Origin of the sequence: Desulfomonile tiedjei DSM 6799 (assembly GCF_000266945.1) — a bacterium.
GTDB lineage: Bacteria > Desulfobacterota > Desulfomonilia > Desulfomonilales > Desulfomonilaceae > Desulfomonile > Desulfomonile tiedjei.
Genome location: NC_018025.1, coordinates 929880 through 948116, shown reverse-complemented (window position 1 = coordinate 948116; position 18237 = coordinate 929880). Strand labels below are relative to the sequence as shown.

Annotated in this window: 5 protein-coding genes; 4 read left to right on the top strand and 1 reads right to left on the bottom strand. The window is 54.8% G+C overall.

Annotated elements, in window-relative coordinates:
- Positions 1 to 212 precede the first annotated feature (212 nt).
- From DESTI_RS04050 to DESTI_RS04030, 4 genes are all read left to right on the top strand, one after another.
- Positions 213 to 13163 (top strand): calcium-binding protein, encoded by a 12951-nt coding sequence (locus tag DESTI_RS04050; RefSeq protein WP_014808695.1) that lies wholly within the window; start codon positions 213 to 215, stop codon positions 13161 to 13163.
- A 208-nt stretch (positions 13164 to 13371) separates the two neighbouring features.
- Complete coding sequence (locus tag DESTI_RS04045) at positions 13372 to 13827, top strand: REP-associated tyrosine transposase (protein WP_014808694.1); 456 nt, start codon at positions 13372 to 13374, stop codon at positions 13825 to 13827.
- A 757-nt stretch (positions 13828 to 14584) separates the two neighbouring features.
- Positions 14585 to 14851, top strand: coding sequence for an NHLP leader peptide family RiPP precursor (locus DESTI_RS04035; RefSeq protein WP_014808693.1), 267 nt, complete (start codon positions 14585 to 14587; stop codon positions 14849 to 14851).
- A gap of 13 nt (positions 14852 to 14864) precedes the next feature.
- Positions 14865 to 16616: an O-linked N-acetylglucosamine transferase, SPINDLY family protein gene (locus DESTI_RS04030; protein ID WP_014808692.1), complete on the top strand. Its 1752-nt coding sequence runs from the start codon at positions 14865 to 14867 to the stop codon at positions 16614 to 16616.
- Between the two features lie 157 nt (positions 16617 to 16773).
- Here the strand turns inward: DESTI_RS04030 and DESTI_RS04025 are convergent, their stop codons facing one another.
- Positions 16774 to 18096: an MFS transporter gene (locus tag DESTI_RS04025; protein WP_014808691.1), complete on the bottom strand. Its 1323-nt coding sequence runs from the start codon at positions 18094 to 18096 to the stop codon at positions 16774 to 16776.
- Positions 18097 to 18237 lie beyond the last annotated feature (141 nt).

Below are 18237 nucleotides of genomic sequence, written 5' to 3'. Positions count from 1 at the left end.
CTCCAAAGAAGTGACTTTGGATGAAGTCGGCTCTGGCAGGTCTCCGAAGCGAAGTCAGCCACGCCAAGACATGGCGTTCGTAGCGGAGGAGATTTGCCAGAGCCGGTAATGATGAAAGCGTATTGGTTCAGCCGATGCCAATGACAGATATTCAGGGATCCGCTGTGGTCGATCTCTCATTGTTTGTACGTTTATGAAGTAAGGAGAGGAAGATGAAATCAAATGCGATATTCGGGACATGGTTGTCCGGGTCGCGAGAGTTGATGCTTGAGCAGCTCGAAGACAGAATCGTGCTTGATGGAGCTGTCACCGATACTGATGATGTGCAGGATCCACAGGCGGATCAGGCGGATTCCCTTGGTTGGGTCTACGTCGATAACGGCTGGTGGTACGATGATTCCGGTTCGGGCTGGTGGTGGCAGGAGTCCAGTGGATGGTACTGGAATGAGAATACCGGGTGGTGGTGCTGTCCCGGAGATAACGGAATCTGCGAATGGTACCACGGCGACCATGAGCTCTTCATGGAAGACACTAACACAGGCACCTGGTATTGGTACGATGACATGGCCGATTATCAGTGGGAGCCTGCATTCACCTGGTTCTACGATTACACCGATGGGTGTTGGGTTTGGAATCATACGGGCATGAGCCGCTATTATTGGGACGATTTCCACGATTTCTCTCAGCAGCATGCGAGCGGTGCGTTGGAATGGTTCGATGTAGTCAACGATGGCGTATGGGAGCCCTATCAGACATGGTTTTTGGATAGCTTCGGCGTCTGGGTGTACAACGATTGGAATTCAAGCGAGTACGTCTGGGGCAACGATTTTCACTATATCCAGCAACATACCTCTTCTTACGTAAATGACGCTCCGACAGCCGTTCTACCTGGCGCACAAACAGTCGACGAAGACTCCGATCTCACGATCCCCTGGATTTACGTGTATGACGTAGATGCAGGAAGCAATCCTCTTCAAATAACGCTCTCCGTCGATCACGGTGTATTGACGCTTTCCGATGTTTCCGGACTCACCTATCTCTCCGGAAATGGTACGCAAGAGATGATCTTCCAGGGAACCTGGAGCCAGCTCAACACAGCGCTGCAGAATATTCTCTACAGCCCCGATAGCAACTTCTGCAGTTCCGACGTACTATCCATTACCGTGAACGATCTTGGGAATACCGGTTCCGGTGGCGCTCAGTCCCTCTCGGAATCGATTCAGATAACCGTTACGCCGGTCAACGATGCGCCTGTATCCGACCCTATCCCCGATCCTGCTGCGCTTAACCAGAATTTCGGAATCTACGAGTACGATGTGCACTCGTATTTCACTGATATTGACAGTGTCCTCAATTACAGTCTCGGGACCATCACATATTATGGAGGACTCGCGCTTGCGGACTTGAGCATCAACTCAACCACGGGTGTTGTGAGCTTCACCAGCGCACTCAATTCTTATGGCTCGGTACAAGTTCAGGTAATTGCCAGTGACGGCCAGTATTCAACATTTCAGACGTTCACTCTAACAGTCCACGGGGAGAATAACGCTCCTCTGAACACGGTTCCCACAACACAGACATTCGAAGGAACACTCGTCTTCGGAACTGCCTACGGGAATCAGATCTCCGTTTTCGATCCGGACGCGGGAACCGATTCAGTTCAGGTAACGCTGACTGCGGGGAATGGGATTCTCACGCTGGGATCGACTCCCATCGGTCTCACTATTACGGGAGATGGCACGGGAACAGTGACCATCATCGGGTCGCAGGCTGACATTAACGCCGCCCTTGAAGGGCTCACGTACACGCCTGATGCCGGTTTCGCCGGTGAATCCAGTATTCAGATCATAACTGACGATCTCGGGCACACCGGATCGGGAACGAATCTGACCGATACCGATACCATCGACATGAACGTGAACTACCGGATCGTGGACAGCGTGGGCTATTGGGTTGTGCACATGCAGAGCACCAGTTATAGCGCGCAGGATAGGAATGAAATTATCTACGGCACCACCGGTGACGACATTATAGATGCATTGAGCACCACACATCAGTACATCGTCTACGCGGGTGATGGCAACGATACCGTCTCAATCGTCGGGACCAATAATAAGGTATATGGAGAGGGTGGAAACGATACCCTGACTGTTAGCGGAACCGGCTCCGGGAATACGCTCTACGGCGGTGACGGGACCGACACGCTGCAGGTGTCGGGCACGGCCTCGAACAACGTGCTCAATGGCGGAAATGATAACGATACAATACTGGCCTCCGACACCGCTTCAGACAATACACTCAACGGTGACGCGGGCAACGATACCCTGACCTCCACCAGCTCAGGCATAAACACCCTCGACGGCGGTGATGGCAACGACACCATCAACGGCAGTGACTCGTCACAAGACATCCTCTTCGGCGGCGCAGGTGATGACCTTGTCTACGGCAACGGCGGAAACGACATCATGGAAGGCGGAGATGGCCGAGACACGCTCTACGGTGGAGAAGGCAGCGATGAACTTACGCTTCTGGGTTCAGGCGGCGAAGCCCACGGTGGAGCAGGCAACGATTACTTGTATGTAGCCGGAACAGCTACGGGCAATACACTCAACGGTGATGACGGCACTGACTATATGTACGTCAACGACAACGCGTCGAATAACGTGCTCAACGGCCATGACAGTTCACTTGGCGGTACTGACATGGATCAAATGTATGTCTTCGACAGCGGGACCGGTAACACCCTGAACGGCGGCGGTGGCGGCGATTTCTTGCGCATCCGCGGAACAGCGTCGAACAACGTACTCAACGGCAATGACGGCGATGACTACCTGGAGGCTTTTGGAAATGCCACAGGCAACACCCTCAACGGTGAAGCCGGAAATGACTATTTGTATGCCTACGAGAGCGCGTCGAATAACGTACTCAATGCCGGTGAAGGTGACGACAGCCTGCGTGCATATCAGACTGCCACCGGCAACACGCTCAATGGTGAAGCCGGAGCCGACACCATGCACGTTTACGGTTCTGCGGCGAATAACGTGCTCAATGCCGGTGATGGTAACGACATTCTGCAGGCATATGGGACTGCGACAGGCAACACACTCAATGGTGAAAGCGAGATGGACGCGCTGGATGCCTACGAAGACGCTCAGTACAACACCCTCAACGGCGGGGGGGGCATGCTCGACATGCTCAAAGTCTACGGCTCTGCGCACCATAACGTGCTCAACGGTTACGACGGCCTGGGTGGTGGTGACGCGACTGATAACGACTACTTGCTTGCTTACGATAATGCAGCGAATAACACCCTTAATGGTGACGGCGGGGCCGACCAGATGGCCGCGTACGGCTCTGCGTCAAATAACGTGCTCAACGGGCATGACGGCTCCGGCGGAGGCACTGACGCGGATCAGATGTTTGCGTGTGACAACGCGACCGGCAATACGCTTAATGGTGGTGGTGGCGGAGATCGCCTGGAAATTTACGGCTCTGCGTCAAACAATGTGGTCAATGGGCAGGACGGACCTGACGCCTTCTATATCTACGACAATGCTACCGGCAACACGCTCAACGCCGGTACCGGAGGAGATCGTCTGCAAGTGTCCGGCTCCGCGTCAAATAACGTGCTCAACGGTGACGATGGTAACGATGAACTGTTTGCCTATGATAGTGCTACCGGCAACACGCTCAATGGTGGTGGTGGCAGCGATAACGTATTCGTGTACCACTCCGCGCACCATAACGTGCTCAACGGGCATGACGGCACAGGCGGCGGCACTGATGCAGACAATCTCTATGCCGGTAACACCGCGTCGTACAACACTCTGAACGGTGACGGCGGAGACGACAACCTGCTGGTCTCCAATACTGCATCAAACAACGTGCTGAATGGCAATAACGGTGACGATTACCTCGAAGCCCAGGGATCTGCGGCCAACAATGTGCTCAACGGCAATGACGGTGCGGACGAGCTACGTGCTTCCGAAAATGCTGCGGGCAACACGCTCAACGGTGGGGCAGGAGACGATACCCTGACCTCGACCAGCACGCTTCCCAACGTCCTGCACGGTGGTGACGGAAACGACACCATCAACGGCAGTGATTCGTCCGGAGACACGCTCTTCGGCGGCACAGGCAATGACCTTGTATACGGCAACGGTGGAGATGACACCATTGTTGGCGGCGATGGCACAGACACGCTGTACGGTGGCGCGGGCAACGACAGTCTCACGCTCACGGGCACAGGGGGCCAGGCGCATGGTGAATCTGGCGACGACGAGCTCTATGCTGCAGGCACAGCGACGGGCAATACGCTGTACGGTGGCGACGGAGCCGACCACCTGTATGCCCAGGATACCGCCACAGGTAACACACTCAACGGTGGAGCGGGAAACGATATCCTGAACGTGTACGGCACTGCGTCGAATAACGTGCTCAACGGCTTTGACGGTTCAGGTGGCGGAACCGACATAGACCATCTGAATGTGTATCAGACCGGTACAGGAAACACCCTCAATGGTGAGGGCGGGAATGACAACCTGTATGCCGTCGGCGACTCGACAGGCAACGTTCTTAATGGCGGCGGCGGCAATGACCGGATGTATGCCAGCGGGTCAGCGCACAATAACACACTGAACGGCGACAGCGGCGAAGACCACCTTGAAGTCCTCGGAAATGCGTCGAACAACGTGCTCAACGGTGGTGAAGGCAACGACGAGGCGTATGTTTATGACAGTGCAAACGGCAACACGGCCAACGGTAATGCCGGCCAAGATCGCCTGGATGTGTACGGATCTGCGTATAGCAACGTATTAAACGGCGGTGACGACCACGACTACCTGTATGCTTACAACAATGCGACCGGCAACACGCTAAGCGGTAACGGCGGCGAAGACGAACTGTATGTCTACATCGCTGCGTCCAACAACGTGCTCAATGGTCACGACGGATCAGGTGGAGGCACCGAATGGGACCGCTTCTACGTCGAAGACAATGCTAACGGCAACACAATCAACGGTGACGGCGGTGACGACGGCATTTGGGTGTTGGACTCCGCATCGAACAACGTGCTTAACGGCGGCGACGGCGATGACTGGATGTATGTCTGTGACAGTGCGACAGGCAACACCGTCAACGGCAGTGCTGGCCTGGATACGCTTCGAGTCTACGGGAATGCCGAAGACAACCTGCTTGACGGCGGAGATGACAATGACTCGCTGTATGCCTATGAGAGTGCAACAGGCAACACGCTCAACGGCGAGGGTGGTGACGATACCCTGGAAGTCTATGGCTCTGCGCACGACAACGTACTTAACGGCAGTGATGGCACAGACACGCTTCGAGCTTACGGGACTGCCCAAGACAACGTGCTAAACGGCCATGACGGCCTGGGCGGCGAGACTGAAACCGACTACCTGTATGCTTCTGAGACAGCGACAGGCAACACGCTTCACGGCGATGGCGGCAACGACACCCTGGAAGCCGGCGGCTCCGCTGCCAACAACATGTTGCACGGTGATGCCGGCAACGACACCCTGCTGGCTTCCGGCAGTGCAACAGGGAACACGCTGTACGGTGACGCGGGGGACGATACCCTGACCTCAACCAGCACAGCTGCCAACACCCTTGACGGCGGAGAAGGCAACGACACCATCAATGGCAGCGACCTCGTAAGCGAAAGCGCTCTTATGCTCGTTGGCGGCCAGAACGATGACGTTATCTACGGCAATGGAGGAGACGACACCATCGAGGGCGGTAATGGCGTAGATACGATCTACGGTGGGGCCGGCAACGATACTCTCACCCTTTCGGGTACGGTCGGCCAGGCCTACGGCGATGCGGGTGACGATCGGCTCTACGTAGTGGGAGCAGCTTCAGGTAACACGCTCTCAGGAGGCGACGGCGCAGACCACTTGTTTGCTTCTGATACCACAACAGGCAACACACTCAACGGTGACGGCGACCACGACGAGCTGCATGCCAACGGATCTGCATCCAACAACGTGCTCAACGGAGGCGATGGCGAAGATGATCTCTTTGCGCATGGCAGCGCCACAGGCAACACGCTAAACGGTAACGCCGGTACCGACTACCTTGATGCGTACGAGTCTGCGTGGAATAACGTGCTCAACGGATACGACGGTCAAGGCGGTGGGACTGAGATAGACTGCATGTACGCTTTTGACAGTGCCACAGGCAACACGCTAAACGGTGACGGCGGCGGCGATTACATGCGTGCCTATGACACCGCCGAAGGCAACATTCTCAACGGCGGTAGTGGCAACGACTTACTGTGTTCCGAAGACTATGCGGCCAACAACGTGCTCAACGGAGGCGATGACATCGATTATCTGTATGCACGAGGTTCAGCCCAAGACAACACCCTCAACGGTGACGCCGGTGAGGACGAGCTGTATGCCCAAGGCTCTGCCTCGAACAACCTGCTCAACGGCGGAGATAACGACGATTCTATGTCTGCCGGCGACAATGCGGCAGGCAACACGCTCAACGGTAACGCCGGCGAAGACCTACTCTATGTGGAAGGGTCTGCGTCGGATAACGTGTTGAACGGTCATGACGGTTTGGGCGGCGGAACTGAAGCCGACCGTATGTATCTCTACGAAAATGCAACACGCAACACGCTCAACGGTGATGGCGGTAACGATTCCATAGGGGCCATGGACTCCGCTTCCAACAACGTCTTGAACGGCGGAGACGGCGCCGACAACATGTTTGCTTATGACAGTGCCACAGGAAACATTCTCAACGCTGGTGCCGACAATGACACGCTGGACGTTCAAGACAATGCCACAGGCAACACCCTCAACGGTGACGCGGGTGACGATACGCTGACCTCCACCAGCACAGCCTCCAACACCCTTGACGGCGGAGAAGGCAACGACACCATCACCGGCAGCGACTCATCCGGAGACTCGCTCGTCGGCGGAGCAGGCAATGACCTTGTGTACGGCAACGGCGGAGATGACACCATCGAGGGCGGTGACGGCACAGATACCATCTACGGTGGAGCGGGCAACGATACGCTCACGCTGACAGGCACAGGCGGTGAAGCCTACGGCGATGACGGAGACGATCGCCTCTATGTAGGGGGCACAGCCTCAGGCAATACCCTGAGCGGCAACGGGGGCAGCGATACCCTGGAAGCCTATGGCTCTGCATCCAATAACGTGCTCTTCGGTTACGACACCACAGTCGGCGGCACTGACACGGATCGCCTGTACGTATATGACAGTGCCACCGGCAACACGCTCATTGGAGGCGGTGGCAACGATGAGCTTCGAGTGTACGGGAATGCATCCAACAACACGCTCTTTGGCCTCGCGGGCAACGACTCCCTGTATGCTTACGACAGTGCGACAGGCAACATGCTTGCCGCTGACGTGGGCGACGATTTCCTGTACGTCTATGGCACGGCGACAGGGAACACCCTCTTCGGTGAAGACGGCACGGATCTACTGGAGGCCTACGGATCTGCATCCGGCAACGTGCTGAACGGCTATAACGGCTCTGGCGGTGGACCCGAAGCGGACGAGCTGAACGCATATGACAACGCCTCAGGCAATACGCTCAACGGTGAAGGCGGCAACGACGTGCTTAACGTGTACGGCAGCGCAGCGAACAACGCACTCAACGGCGGGACTGGCGACGACCTCATGTGCGCCTACGATAGTGCTACAGGCAATACGCTCGACGGTGACACCGGCGAAGACCAGATGTACGTCTATGGCACTGCGTCCAACAACGTGCTGAACGGAGGCGACACCGGCGACTACATGTTTGCCTATGACAGCGCTACAGGCAACACGCTTAACGGCGAGGCAGGCAACGACTTTGCGCGTGTCCGCGGCAATGCCTCCAACAACGTGGTCAACGGCGGTGACGGCGATGACTTACTGCATGCTTTTGAGAATGCTACAGGCAACACCCTCAACGGTAACAGCGGCGAAGATCATATGGAGGTCTACGGAGATGCGTCAGGCAATGTGCTGAACGGATATGACGGATCGGGCGGCGGAACTGATGCGGACGCCCTGTTTGCCGGTGGCAGTGCTCACAACAATACGCTCAACGGTGACGGCGGAGACGATTATCTGGACGTCGGCGACTCTGCATATGACAACGTGCTCAACGGCAATGACGGGAACGACGAGCTGTATGCCTGGTCCACCGCAACAGGAAACACCCTTCATGGTGACGAAGGGACCGATACTCTGGAAGTGGACGACTCCGCTAACCTCAATGAGCTGTACGGTGACGGCGGCACGGATTACCTGAATGCTCTCAACGGTGCTTACAACAACGTGCTGCACGGCAATGACGGGAACGATCAGATCCAGATGATGGACACTGCTACAGGTAACACGGCTTACGGTGACGCCGGTGCAGATGTGTGTCTAGTTGTCGGGAATGCCTCCAACAACGCTATGTACGGCGGCGACGACAACGACTCGATGTATGTTTACGCCAGTGCGACAGGCAACACCCTGAGCGGTGAAGCAGGCGCAGATCGGATGGAAGTCCACAACAGTGCGTCTGGTAACGTGCTGAACGGCAATGAAGGAGATGACGACTTCTACGCCTATGGCAGTGCGACAGGGAATACGCTCAATGCTGACGACGGCATCGATACTCTGCGTGTCTTCGAAACAGCTTCGAACAACGTGCTCAATGGCGGCAATGACAACGACACCCTGCTGGCCTCTGAGAGCGCTACAGGCAACACCCTGAACGGTGATGCAGGCGATGACACCCTCACGTCAACCAGCCTCTTCGTCAACACCCTTAACGGCGGAGAAGGCAACGATACCATCAACGGCAGCGACCTGATAGGAGACACAGCGCTCCTCGGTGGTGCAGGTAATGACCTTATCTACGGCAATGGCGGTAACGACACTATAGATGGCGGTGAGGGCACGGATACACTCTATGGTGGCGAAGGCGACGACGATCTCACCCTTTGGGGCACGGGCGGCGAAGCCTATGGCGGGCCGAATACGGGCGTTGAAAACCTCAACGTGAGGGGCTCGGCATCCGGAAATACGCTCTACGGAGGAGACGGCAGCGACTACCTGTATGCGTACGACAACGCTACAGGCAACGTCTTGAACGGGGATGGGGCTAAAGACTACCTGTACGCGCGCGACAGTGCCACAGGCAACACACTCAACGGGAGCGCGGGCGACGATTACTTATACGCTAGGAATTTCGCCAACTACAATGTGCTTAACGGCGGCGACGACAACGACGATCTGAGGGCGCAGGGCAGTGCTCACCACAACACGCTCAATGGGGACGCCGGGTTCGAGGACTTCCTGTTCGCCATGGAGTCTGCATCCTACAATGTGCTCTATGGCTATAACAGCACAGGTAGCGAGACAAGTTGGAATGACCTCTATGCTTATGACAATGCTACAGGCAACACGTTGTACGGTTCCGCAGGGGCAGACATACTCTGGGCCGTTGGCACTGCAACAGGAAACGTGTTTTACGGGGGCGAGGGCGAGGACGACGCGAGCTTGGGAGACGAGTCAACAGGAAACACCGTGTACGGAGAAGGTGGAAACGACCAAATCGGCTTGACCTTAAATGCCCATCACAACACGATTTATGGCGGGGACGGGAACGATCGCCTCGCATTTTTGTATAATGCGCATCACAACGTGGTGTACGGGGATAACGGCACAGGCGACGGGGGCGACGACCAGTTCGTTTTCTACCATGAGGTTAGCAATAACTATGAGAACACCTTGTACGGTGAAGGCGGCAACGATAGTTTCCTGCTTCGTTGGAAGGCCCACCAGAACGTCGTATACGGCGGGGATGGCAATGATTCCCTCAACTGCTTTGGCAATGCCGTGAACAACGTGCTCTACGGTCATGACGGTTCAGGTGGCGGGACTGACGCCGATCATTTCACGTGTTACGACATGGCGACCAACAACACGCTGAACGGTGAAGGCGGCGACGATACCCTTGAAGCCTACGAAGCCTCCGGTTTGAACGTGCTCAACGGCGGTGACGGAAACGATACCCTGCTGGCTTACGGGTACACTGCGTTTAACACCCTGAACGGCGAGGCCGGCAACGACACCCTGCACGCTTACGAGTTCGCAAACATGAACGTGCTCAACGGCGGCGATGGCGAAGACACTCTGCTGGCCGAGGCCGATGCAACCGATTACGCCAACACCCTGAACGGCGACGGCGGCAGCGACACCCTGCGCGCCTACGGTACCGCGGACAGCAACGTGCTGAACGGCGGCGACGATGTGGACACCCTGCTGGCCGAAGGAAGCTCCCACAATAACACCCTGAACGGCGGTGAAGGCGACGAGACCATAACCTCAACCAGCACCGGAGGCAACTACCTCATCGGCGGTGCAGGCAATGACCTTTTGCAGGGCGGCGACGGCGACGACACCCTGGTGTCGGATGAGGGCACAGATACCCTTTATGGCGGTCTTGGTTACGATTACGTCTATCTCCAGAGCACAGGCGCTGTGGCATACGGCGAAACCCGCGGTGGTTGGTGGGAGATAACCGGTTCTGCCAACACCGTCTATGGAGGCGACCTCGCAGATGAAATCTATGTCCGGGGCACTGCCACAGGGAACATCATCTACGGAGGCGGCGCAAACGACGATTTTTACGTCTATGACAACGCCACTGGGAACACCCTCTACGGAGGCGACTCGTACGACGACTTTTACCTGACGGACAATGCCACGGGCAACATCTGCTACGGGGATGACGGCTCACTCACCGGGACCGATGCCGAATACTATGTGTTTGAGGGCAAGGCGTCAGGCAATACGATTTACGGTACAGCCGGCGATGACGACGTGCGCTTCACAGGCGACTTCGGTGATGCTCCATCGAACAACGTTGTCTACTGCGGCGATGGAGACGACTACGTGAATGTCATACGGGATGCCACAGGAAACACGATTTACGGCGAAGGCGGCAACGACTACCTCCTGACGCAAACGACCTCGTGGGGCAACGTACTTAACGGCGGCGACGGGGACGACACGCTGAAAGCCAACAGTTACACCCATGACAACACCTTTAACGGCGATGACGGAGCTGACACGCTCGTGGCACAAACTCTCATGGATGGAGGGTACAACGTGTTTAACGGGGGTGACGGAAATGACACTTTCAATATCAAGTATAGCCAGTCTAGCAACCAGCCGACTCACGACAACACCTTCAATGGCGATGCAGGTGACGATTACTTTGAGACCAATGGAGAGTACTCTCCAGGATACACCACATGCCCGTACAACAACGTGATAAACGGCGGTGACGGGAACGATACCCTGAGATTTGACAGGGATTCCCATGACAACACCTTTAACGGCGGCGCAGGCAGCGACACTGTGTATCTCTATGGGAATGTGGCGAATAACGTGCTGAACGGCGGTGACGATAACGACAGCCTGTATGCCTACGAGAATGCCACAGGCAACACGCTGAACGGCGATGCTGGCGACGACACCCTGACCTCCACCAGCACGCTGTCCAACACCCTGAACGGCGGAGACGGCAACGATACCATCACCGGCAGCGACTCGTCCGCAGACGAGCTGAGCGGTGGTGCAGGCAATGACCTTGTGTACGGCAATGGCGGAGCCGACACCATGTACGGCGGTGAAGGCATAGACACGCTGTACGGCGGCGCAGGCAATGACGTGATCACGCTTGAGAGTTCCGGCGGCCAGGCCTATGGCGAAGAGGACGATGATACCCTCTATGTGGCAGGTACAGGTTCAGGGAACACACTCTCAGGCGGCGACGGCAACGACTTCCTGTATGCCGGCGGCACTGCCACAGGGAACACTCTCAACGGTGATGCCGGGGCCGATCGCCTGAATGCTTACGATACTGCGTCCAATAATGTGCTCAACGGCCATGACGGCTCAGGCGGCGGAACTGACGCTGACGAGCTGTATGTGTATGGCAGTGCGACAGGAAACACCCTGAATGGTGAGGGCGGCGCAGATTCTCTGTTTGCTCACGAGTCTGCGTTGAATAACGTCCTCAACGGCGGGGCAGGCAACGACCTCCTGTACGTATATGACGCTGCAACGAGGAACACGCTGAATGGAGGCGACGGCGAGGACCGGCTGGAAGTCTATGGAACCGCGTCGGAAAACGTGCTCAACGGGCAGGACGGCTCAACTGAAGGGTCCGACGTGGACTACCTGCATGCTTATGGGAGCGCCCAAGGGAACACTCTGAACGGAGGCGGAGGCGCAGACGAGATGCATGTCTATGGCATTGCCTCCAACAACGTGCTCAATGGTGATGACGCATTCAGTGTCGGCAACGACGGTTCCGACTACCTGTATGCGTATGAGAGTGCGACCGGCAACACCCTGAACGGCAATGAGGGCGGTGACGCGATCCGAGTCTACGGAGATGCGTATAATAACCTGCTCAACGGGCACGACGGCACTGGCGGCGGCACCGAAACAGACCAGCTCAGCGCTTATGGCAATGCGCACGGCAATACCCTGAACGGCGAAGGTGGCCAGGATAGCCTTGGACTGGACGGCTCTGCGTATAACAACATCCTAAACGGCCACGACGGTACAGGTGGTGGCACTGAAAAAGACACCTTCACTGCGGCTGGGACTTCAAACGGAAACACCATGAACGGTGAAGGCGGTGACGACCGCTTGGACATGCAACTGAATTCACATCATAACGTGTTCGACGGCGGTGAGGGCAGCGAGCAGATATACGTCAAGGGCTCTACGCACCATAACACGGTCAACGCGGGAACAGGCAACGACACTCTGTATGTGACTGAGTCAGCTCAGTATAACGCTGTCAACGGTGATGCCGGGGATGACAGATTGGATCTTCACATGGGATTGACCTCTGCCAGTGACAATACCCTGAACGGTGGCGACGGGAACGATACGATGTATGGGAACGCCTACTCTAACGTGCTTTACGGCGGTCTGGGCGCTGATTCCATAACAGGAGGAGCCGGCAGCGAGACCATTTACCACGGAGCAGACGACAACGCTAACCCTGATGGTTCTCAGGACGCCATAATCAGTGGCGGTGGGACCGACACTATCGTTGCGAACACCAACCCGCTTGAAGACAATGATTTGGTGTCATAAGAACCGATGAGTGGGTAGTGCGGGGCTGAGATTTCCTGTCTCAGCCCCGTACTCTTGACTTTGTTTTGAAGAATGTGCCGGCACGGAGGCCGGCACCCACCGTTATACCTATTCGGCTCTGGTAGGGTCCGGCGTCCCTGCCGGACTTCTCTTCTTTTCTTTTATTGGGGAAGGATATTAGCTGGTAGCGGCCGGCCCAAGGATTGCAATGAAAACCCCGGTCCTGATCATGTACAAAGGAAAGCTTCCTCATTGGAGAATGGATAATTCCATTTATTTTGTGACGTGGCGTTTGGCTGCATCACAGATTCCACTCGAGAGCGACGAAAGAACCGTCGTGGCAGACGCCATCGTACATTTCGCAAGAGTCCGATATGATCTGATAGCCTACGTCGTTATGGATGACCACATACATGTTTTAGCGGTCCCTGTGGAAGGAGTTTGCCTGCAGGAAATCGTCCACAGTTGGAAATCATTTACCGCCAACCGACTCCAAAGGAATTTTGGAAGGATGGGTCCGATTTGGCAAAAGGAATATTTCGATCGAATTGTCCGAGACGAAGAGGAGCTGATGGAGAAGGTCAACTATATCCTGAATAACCCTGCGAGGAAGTGGCCGGAACTTGAGGAATACAAATGGGTTGACTGCGGCTTCCCTTTGTGAGCTCAAGAAATTGGGCGACAGGGACGCCGGCCCCTACCATTATACTGATTCTCAAAAGTAATCGCGAATTGCGAAGAGCGATTCCTCGAATTTGGTGCCACCGGCCTCCGTGCCGGTGGAAATATATCAATATATCACTAGATTGTGTCCGGCTGAGACGTCGGCCCCAACGTTATACCTATTCCCTTTATGAACATATACCGATTCTCGAAAGTAATCACGGATTGTGAAGAGCAGTTCCCAGCAATTGGTAGCGCCGGCCTCCGTGCCGGCGAACAATTCACCAAACAAAGCAATAAGTTATCGCCGGCAGGGACGCCGGCGCTACTGATTCTTCCCATTGCAGGCATTGGATTCCGTCAAGACTTTCGATAACAGCTATAATATGGCCGGCACGGAGGCCGGCCACTACCAGAGGCGGTATGGCCGGCAGAGACGCCAAACCCTACCATTAGCCGGTGGTGGCCGGCCTCCGTGCCGGCCAAAATTCGATTCATAAAACCGCTCAACCGGCTATTTTTTTTGGCAACTCCCATGATCTTTTTCGGCTGGCCAAGAAGGAGCATATATATCAGTTGCCAAAATTAGTGACCGATTGAAGATTAGGAAGATTGGTAGGTGCCGTGCCTCCGTGCCGGCACATCTTAAATATGATCAATGATATCAATAGAATGGACCGGCAGGGACGCCGATCCCTACCAATATCCTGTAATTCACACGAGGGATAAACGACAGAATTTTTGGCACTGACTATAATATGGACAGAACCAAGTTTCAGATGACATTCGGAAAAATTGTGGCAAAGGCGTGGTCGGACGAGGCATTCAAACAACGTCTCCTTCTGGAAACAGATGCCGTGTTGAAGGAACATGGTATCAGAGTTCCTGAAGATATAGAGGTAAAGATAGTTGAAAACACGAAAGAATTGATTTATATAACGCTTCCGCTTCCTCCGAATTCGGCTGAGTTCGGCAAGGAAGACGTGGGACACCTCCAGGCGGCATGGCAATTCTATCTGCGGTAGGACAGGAAACTCAATGCAAAATTTGTTGGAAAAAGCGTTTGACGAGGCAACATCATTTCACAGAGCAGGCGATCTCAACAGGGCGGAAAACATCTACCGCAGCATACTCAGAAGAAATCCCAGGTTTGTGGCTGCTCTCATGAATCTTGGTGCGCTTCTCAGGCAACGAGGCAGACATATCGACGCCATCGGCCTGTACAAGCACGCTTTGACGTACGAGCCGAAGAACGCATCGGTGCTGTCGAATCTGGGAAACGCTTTGAACCAGATCGGTCTCGTCGATGAAGCGGTTATGGTGCTGAAAAAAGCCATCGAGATCGATCCTAATCACGACTTGGCTCACGACAATCTTGGACACATCTATTCCAAGAGGGAACGATACGACCAGGCAAAAGAGCTGCTTGAAATGGCGCTGAAGATTAATCCGGACAATGCCAATGCATTGAACAACATTGGCGGCGTCCACCTTGCCCAGTGCAGGGTCGAAGAGTCGATCCGTTGTTACCGCAAAGCCGTTGAACTAAATCCTCACTTTATCATGGCCCATTCCAACGTGCTCTTTAATATGAATTTCAGCCCTCAGTATACTGCGGAAGAAATGGCTGCAGAACATCGAGCCTGGAACAAACAACATGCGTTACCACTATCCGGGGAAATTGTTCGACACCCGCCGCGAGACGTTACGAAAAAGCCTCTGCGCGTGGGCTTCGTCTCATTCGACTTTCAGGAGCACCCGGTGGGTCGATTTCTCTCTCCCCTATTCCGAGCGAGAAATCGGCAATCCTGGGAAGCAGTCTGCTATTCGGATGTGGTTGCTCCGGATAGGAGGACGGATTGGTTGCGGTCTCAAAGCGACCAATGGCGAGACACGGCCGGCCTGACAGATCCTGAACTGGCCCAGGGAATCCAGCGAGACCGGATAGACATACTGATCGATCTGTCAGGTCACACAGGGCATAACAGACTTTTGGTTTTCGCACGCAAACCTGCACCGGTTCAGGCAAGCTGGATGGGATACTTCAACACCACCGGTCTGGACTGTATGGATTATTTGATTGCTGACAGAATTTGCGTGCCCCCCGAGCATGAGCACCTCTATACTGAGAAAATCGTCCGCATGCCTGATGGTTTCCTTTGTTACGAAGTGCCGCCTGCTCCAAACGTGGGTCCCCTCCCCGCTCTGAGCCGCGGGTTCGTTACTTTCTGTTCATTCAATCAACTTGCGAAAATCTCGGATAAAGCACTTGAAACATGGGCCGAAATTTTGGGCCAACTCCCGAGATCAAGGCTCGTCATGAGGGGAAAAGCTTTGAACGATGCAACTATCCGAGACAGCTTCGCAGAAAAACTGTCTTCATTAGGCATTTCACGCGATCGTATGGATTTGCTTCCCAAGACAACGTTCCACGATTATCTCCGCACGTATAACGATGTAGACATTGCCCTGGACACCTTTCCCTTTGCAGGAGGCACAACCACGTGTGACAGTTTGTGGATGGGAGTTCCGGTAGTAACCTTTACAGGAGACCGCTTCTGTCACAGGCATTCCGCGAGTCACATAATCAACTCAGGACACGAAGATCTTGTTGCGCATGACATTGAAGGCTATATTCACAAGGCTATCCAACTGGCTTCCGACCTGGATAAACTATCCAAGATCAGGCACTCCATGCGACAAAAAGTGTCTCAGTCACCTCTTATGGACGCAAAACGCTTTGCCGATAATTTCCGCAAGTGTCTAGAGCAGATGTGGACGGAGAGATAATCTACCCCGCAAATGCGGCGAAAGGGTTCCTTCAGTTACCCACGGAGGTGAGACGTTGGGGGACATGTCATTGCGAGGAGCGGAGCGACGTGGCAATCGCCTGGGACTCAAGCGCTTAATGTCAGGCGATTGCTTCGCTTCGCTCGCAATGCCAGTGTCACGCGGCCGTTGCCTCTTTTGCTCCGGCGGTCTGTGCCAGAATTGACTCTTCCTTGAGGAAGGAAATGGCGACAGCGCCTACAATGGCCAACAACGACCAGAAAATAAAGACGCCACCGAAATCGAATGACTTGTCGGGAAGTTCAACGACCAGATAGGCCGCAACTAAAGGAGAAAGGAAGGCCCCGAATTGACCGACTCCATTGGAGACGCCAACCGCTCGTCCCACCAGTTCCTTGGGATACCGCCAGCCGGGAAACGAGTACATCATGCCCCAGGACAGATTTACAAAGAAACCGCCAACCGCCAGCCATAGAAGCAGCATATTGGTGTCGCCCTTGGGAACCTGCCCGATGAAGTAGAGGGTCGGGATGCAGCCGAGGAAGGAGATAACGGTTACCACCTTCGGCTTCCCCTCAAACCATTTGTCCGCGGCCCAGCCGCCGATAAACATCGAGAAAAAAGCCACGATGTAAGGCAGCGATGCATAGAAGCCCATGGTTTTGAGATTCATACCGTGCTGCTTGACCAGAAACGTACTGATCCAGGTGGTCATCCCCCAATAGATCATCAACACCATGACCAACCCTGCAGTGTAGAGGTAGAACTGGATATCGGTGAGAAAGACCTTAGCGCTGTACGTTTTTCCATGTTCAGTAGCTTCAACATCGACCGAGGAGACAATCAAGTCGTATTCTTCTTTGGTTACCTTTCCTCGCTCATACATGACCTTGGGAGAATCGTTGACATATCTCCAAAGCAAAAAGGCTCCTATAAAGCCCGGCACTGCGAGCGCGAAAAACACCGGTCTCCATGCCCCGTCAAAGAAGACTGCTGCTATTTGAGTGACGGCTATCGGAACGACGGCAGGCGCTACGGCCCAGGTCGTGGAAAAGAAGCCGTTGGCCCGGCCCTTTTCAGCCCTTGGAAACCAATTTGCGATCATGCGGATGGCGGGAGCGAAATGCTGTCCCTCGCCGACAGCAAGACCAAGACGAAGGAAAATGAACTGCCAATAGTTTCGAACGAGTCCGGTCAAGCCGGTAATGATAGTGAAAACCCATATGGCTATGTTCATCGTTTTCTTAGGACCGATTCTGTCGGCAAGATATCCAGCCAAGAACTGGGCAAGAGAATAACCGAAGAAAAAGATCGAGGCCAGCCAGCCAAGCTGGATAGCGTTTAGTGATAAGTCCTTCTGGATGTACGGCAAGAAGGTCAGGACGCTGATCCGGTCAAAGTAGTTGATAAGATAGAGTAGCCACACAATCGCCAAGATTACGTGACGATATCCCCAAGCACCTTTGATGCTCTCATTCATTGTCCCGTACCTCCGCTGTAGTGTTCGCTATTGGTCCGATGGTCCTGCAATGATGTCCACTCATTGATGCTCCTCATGTTTCTACCGTGTGAAACGGAAGTCGCTTCCGCGCAGTGAAGGATTCTTCCTGGACCAAGTCGA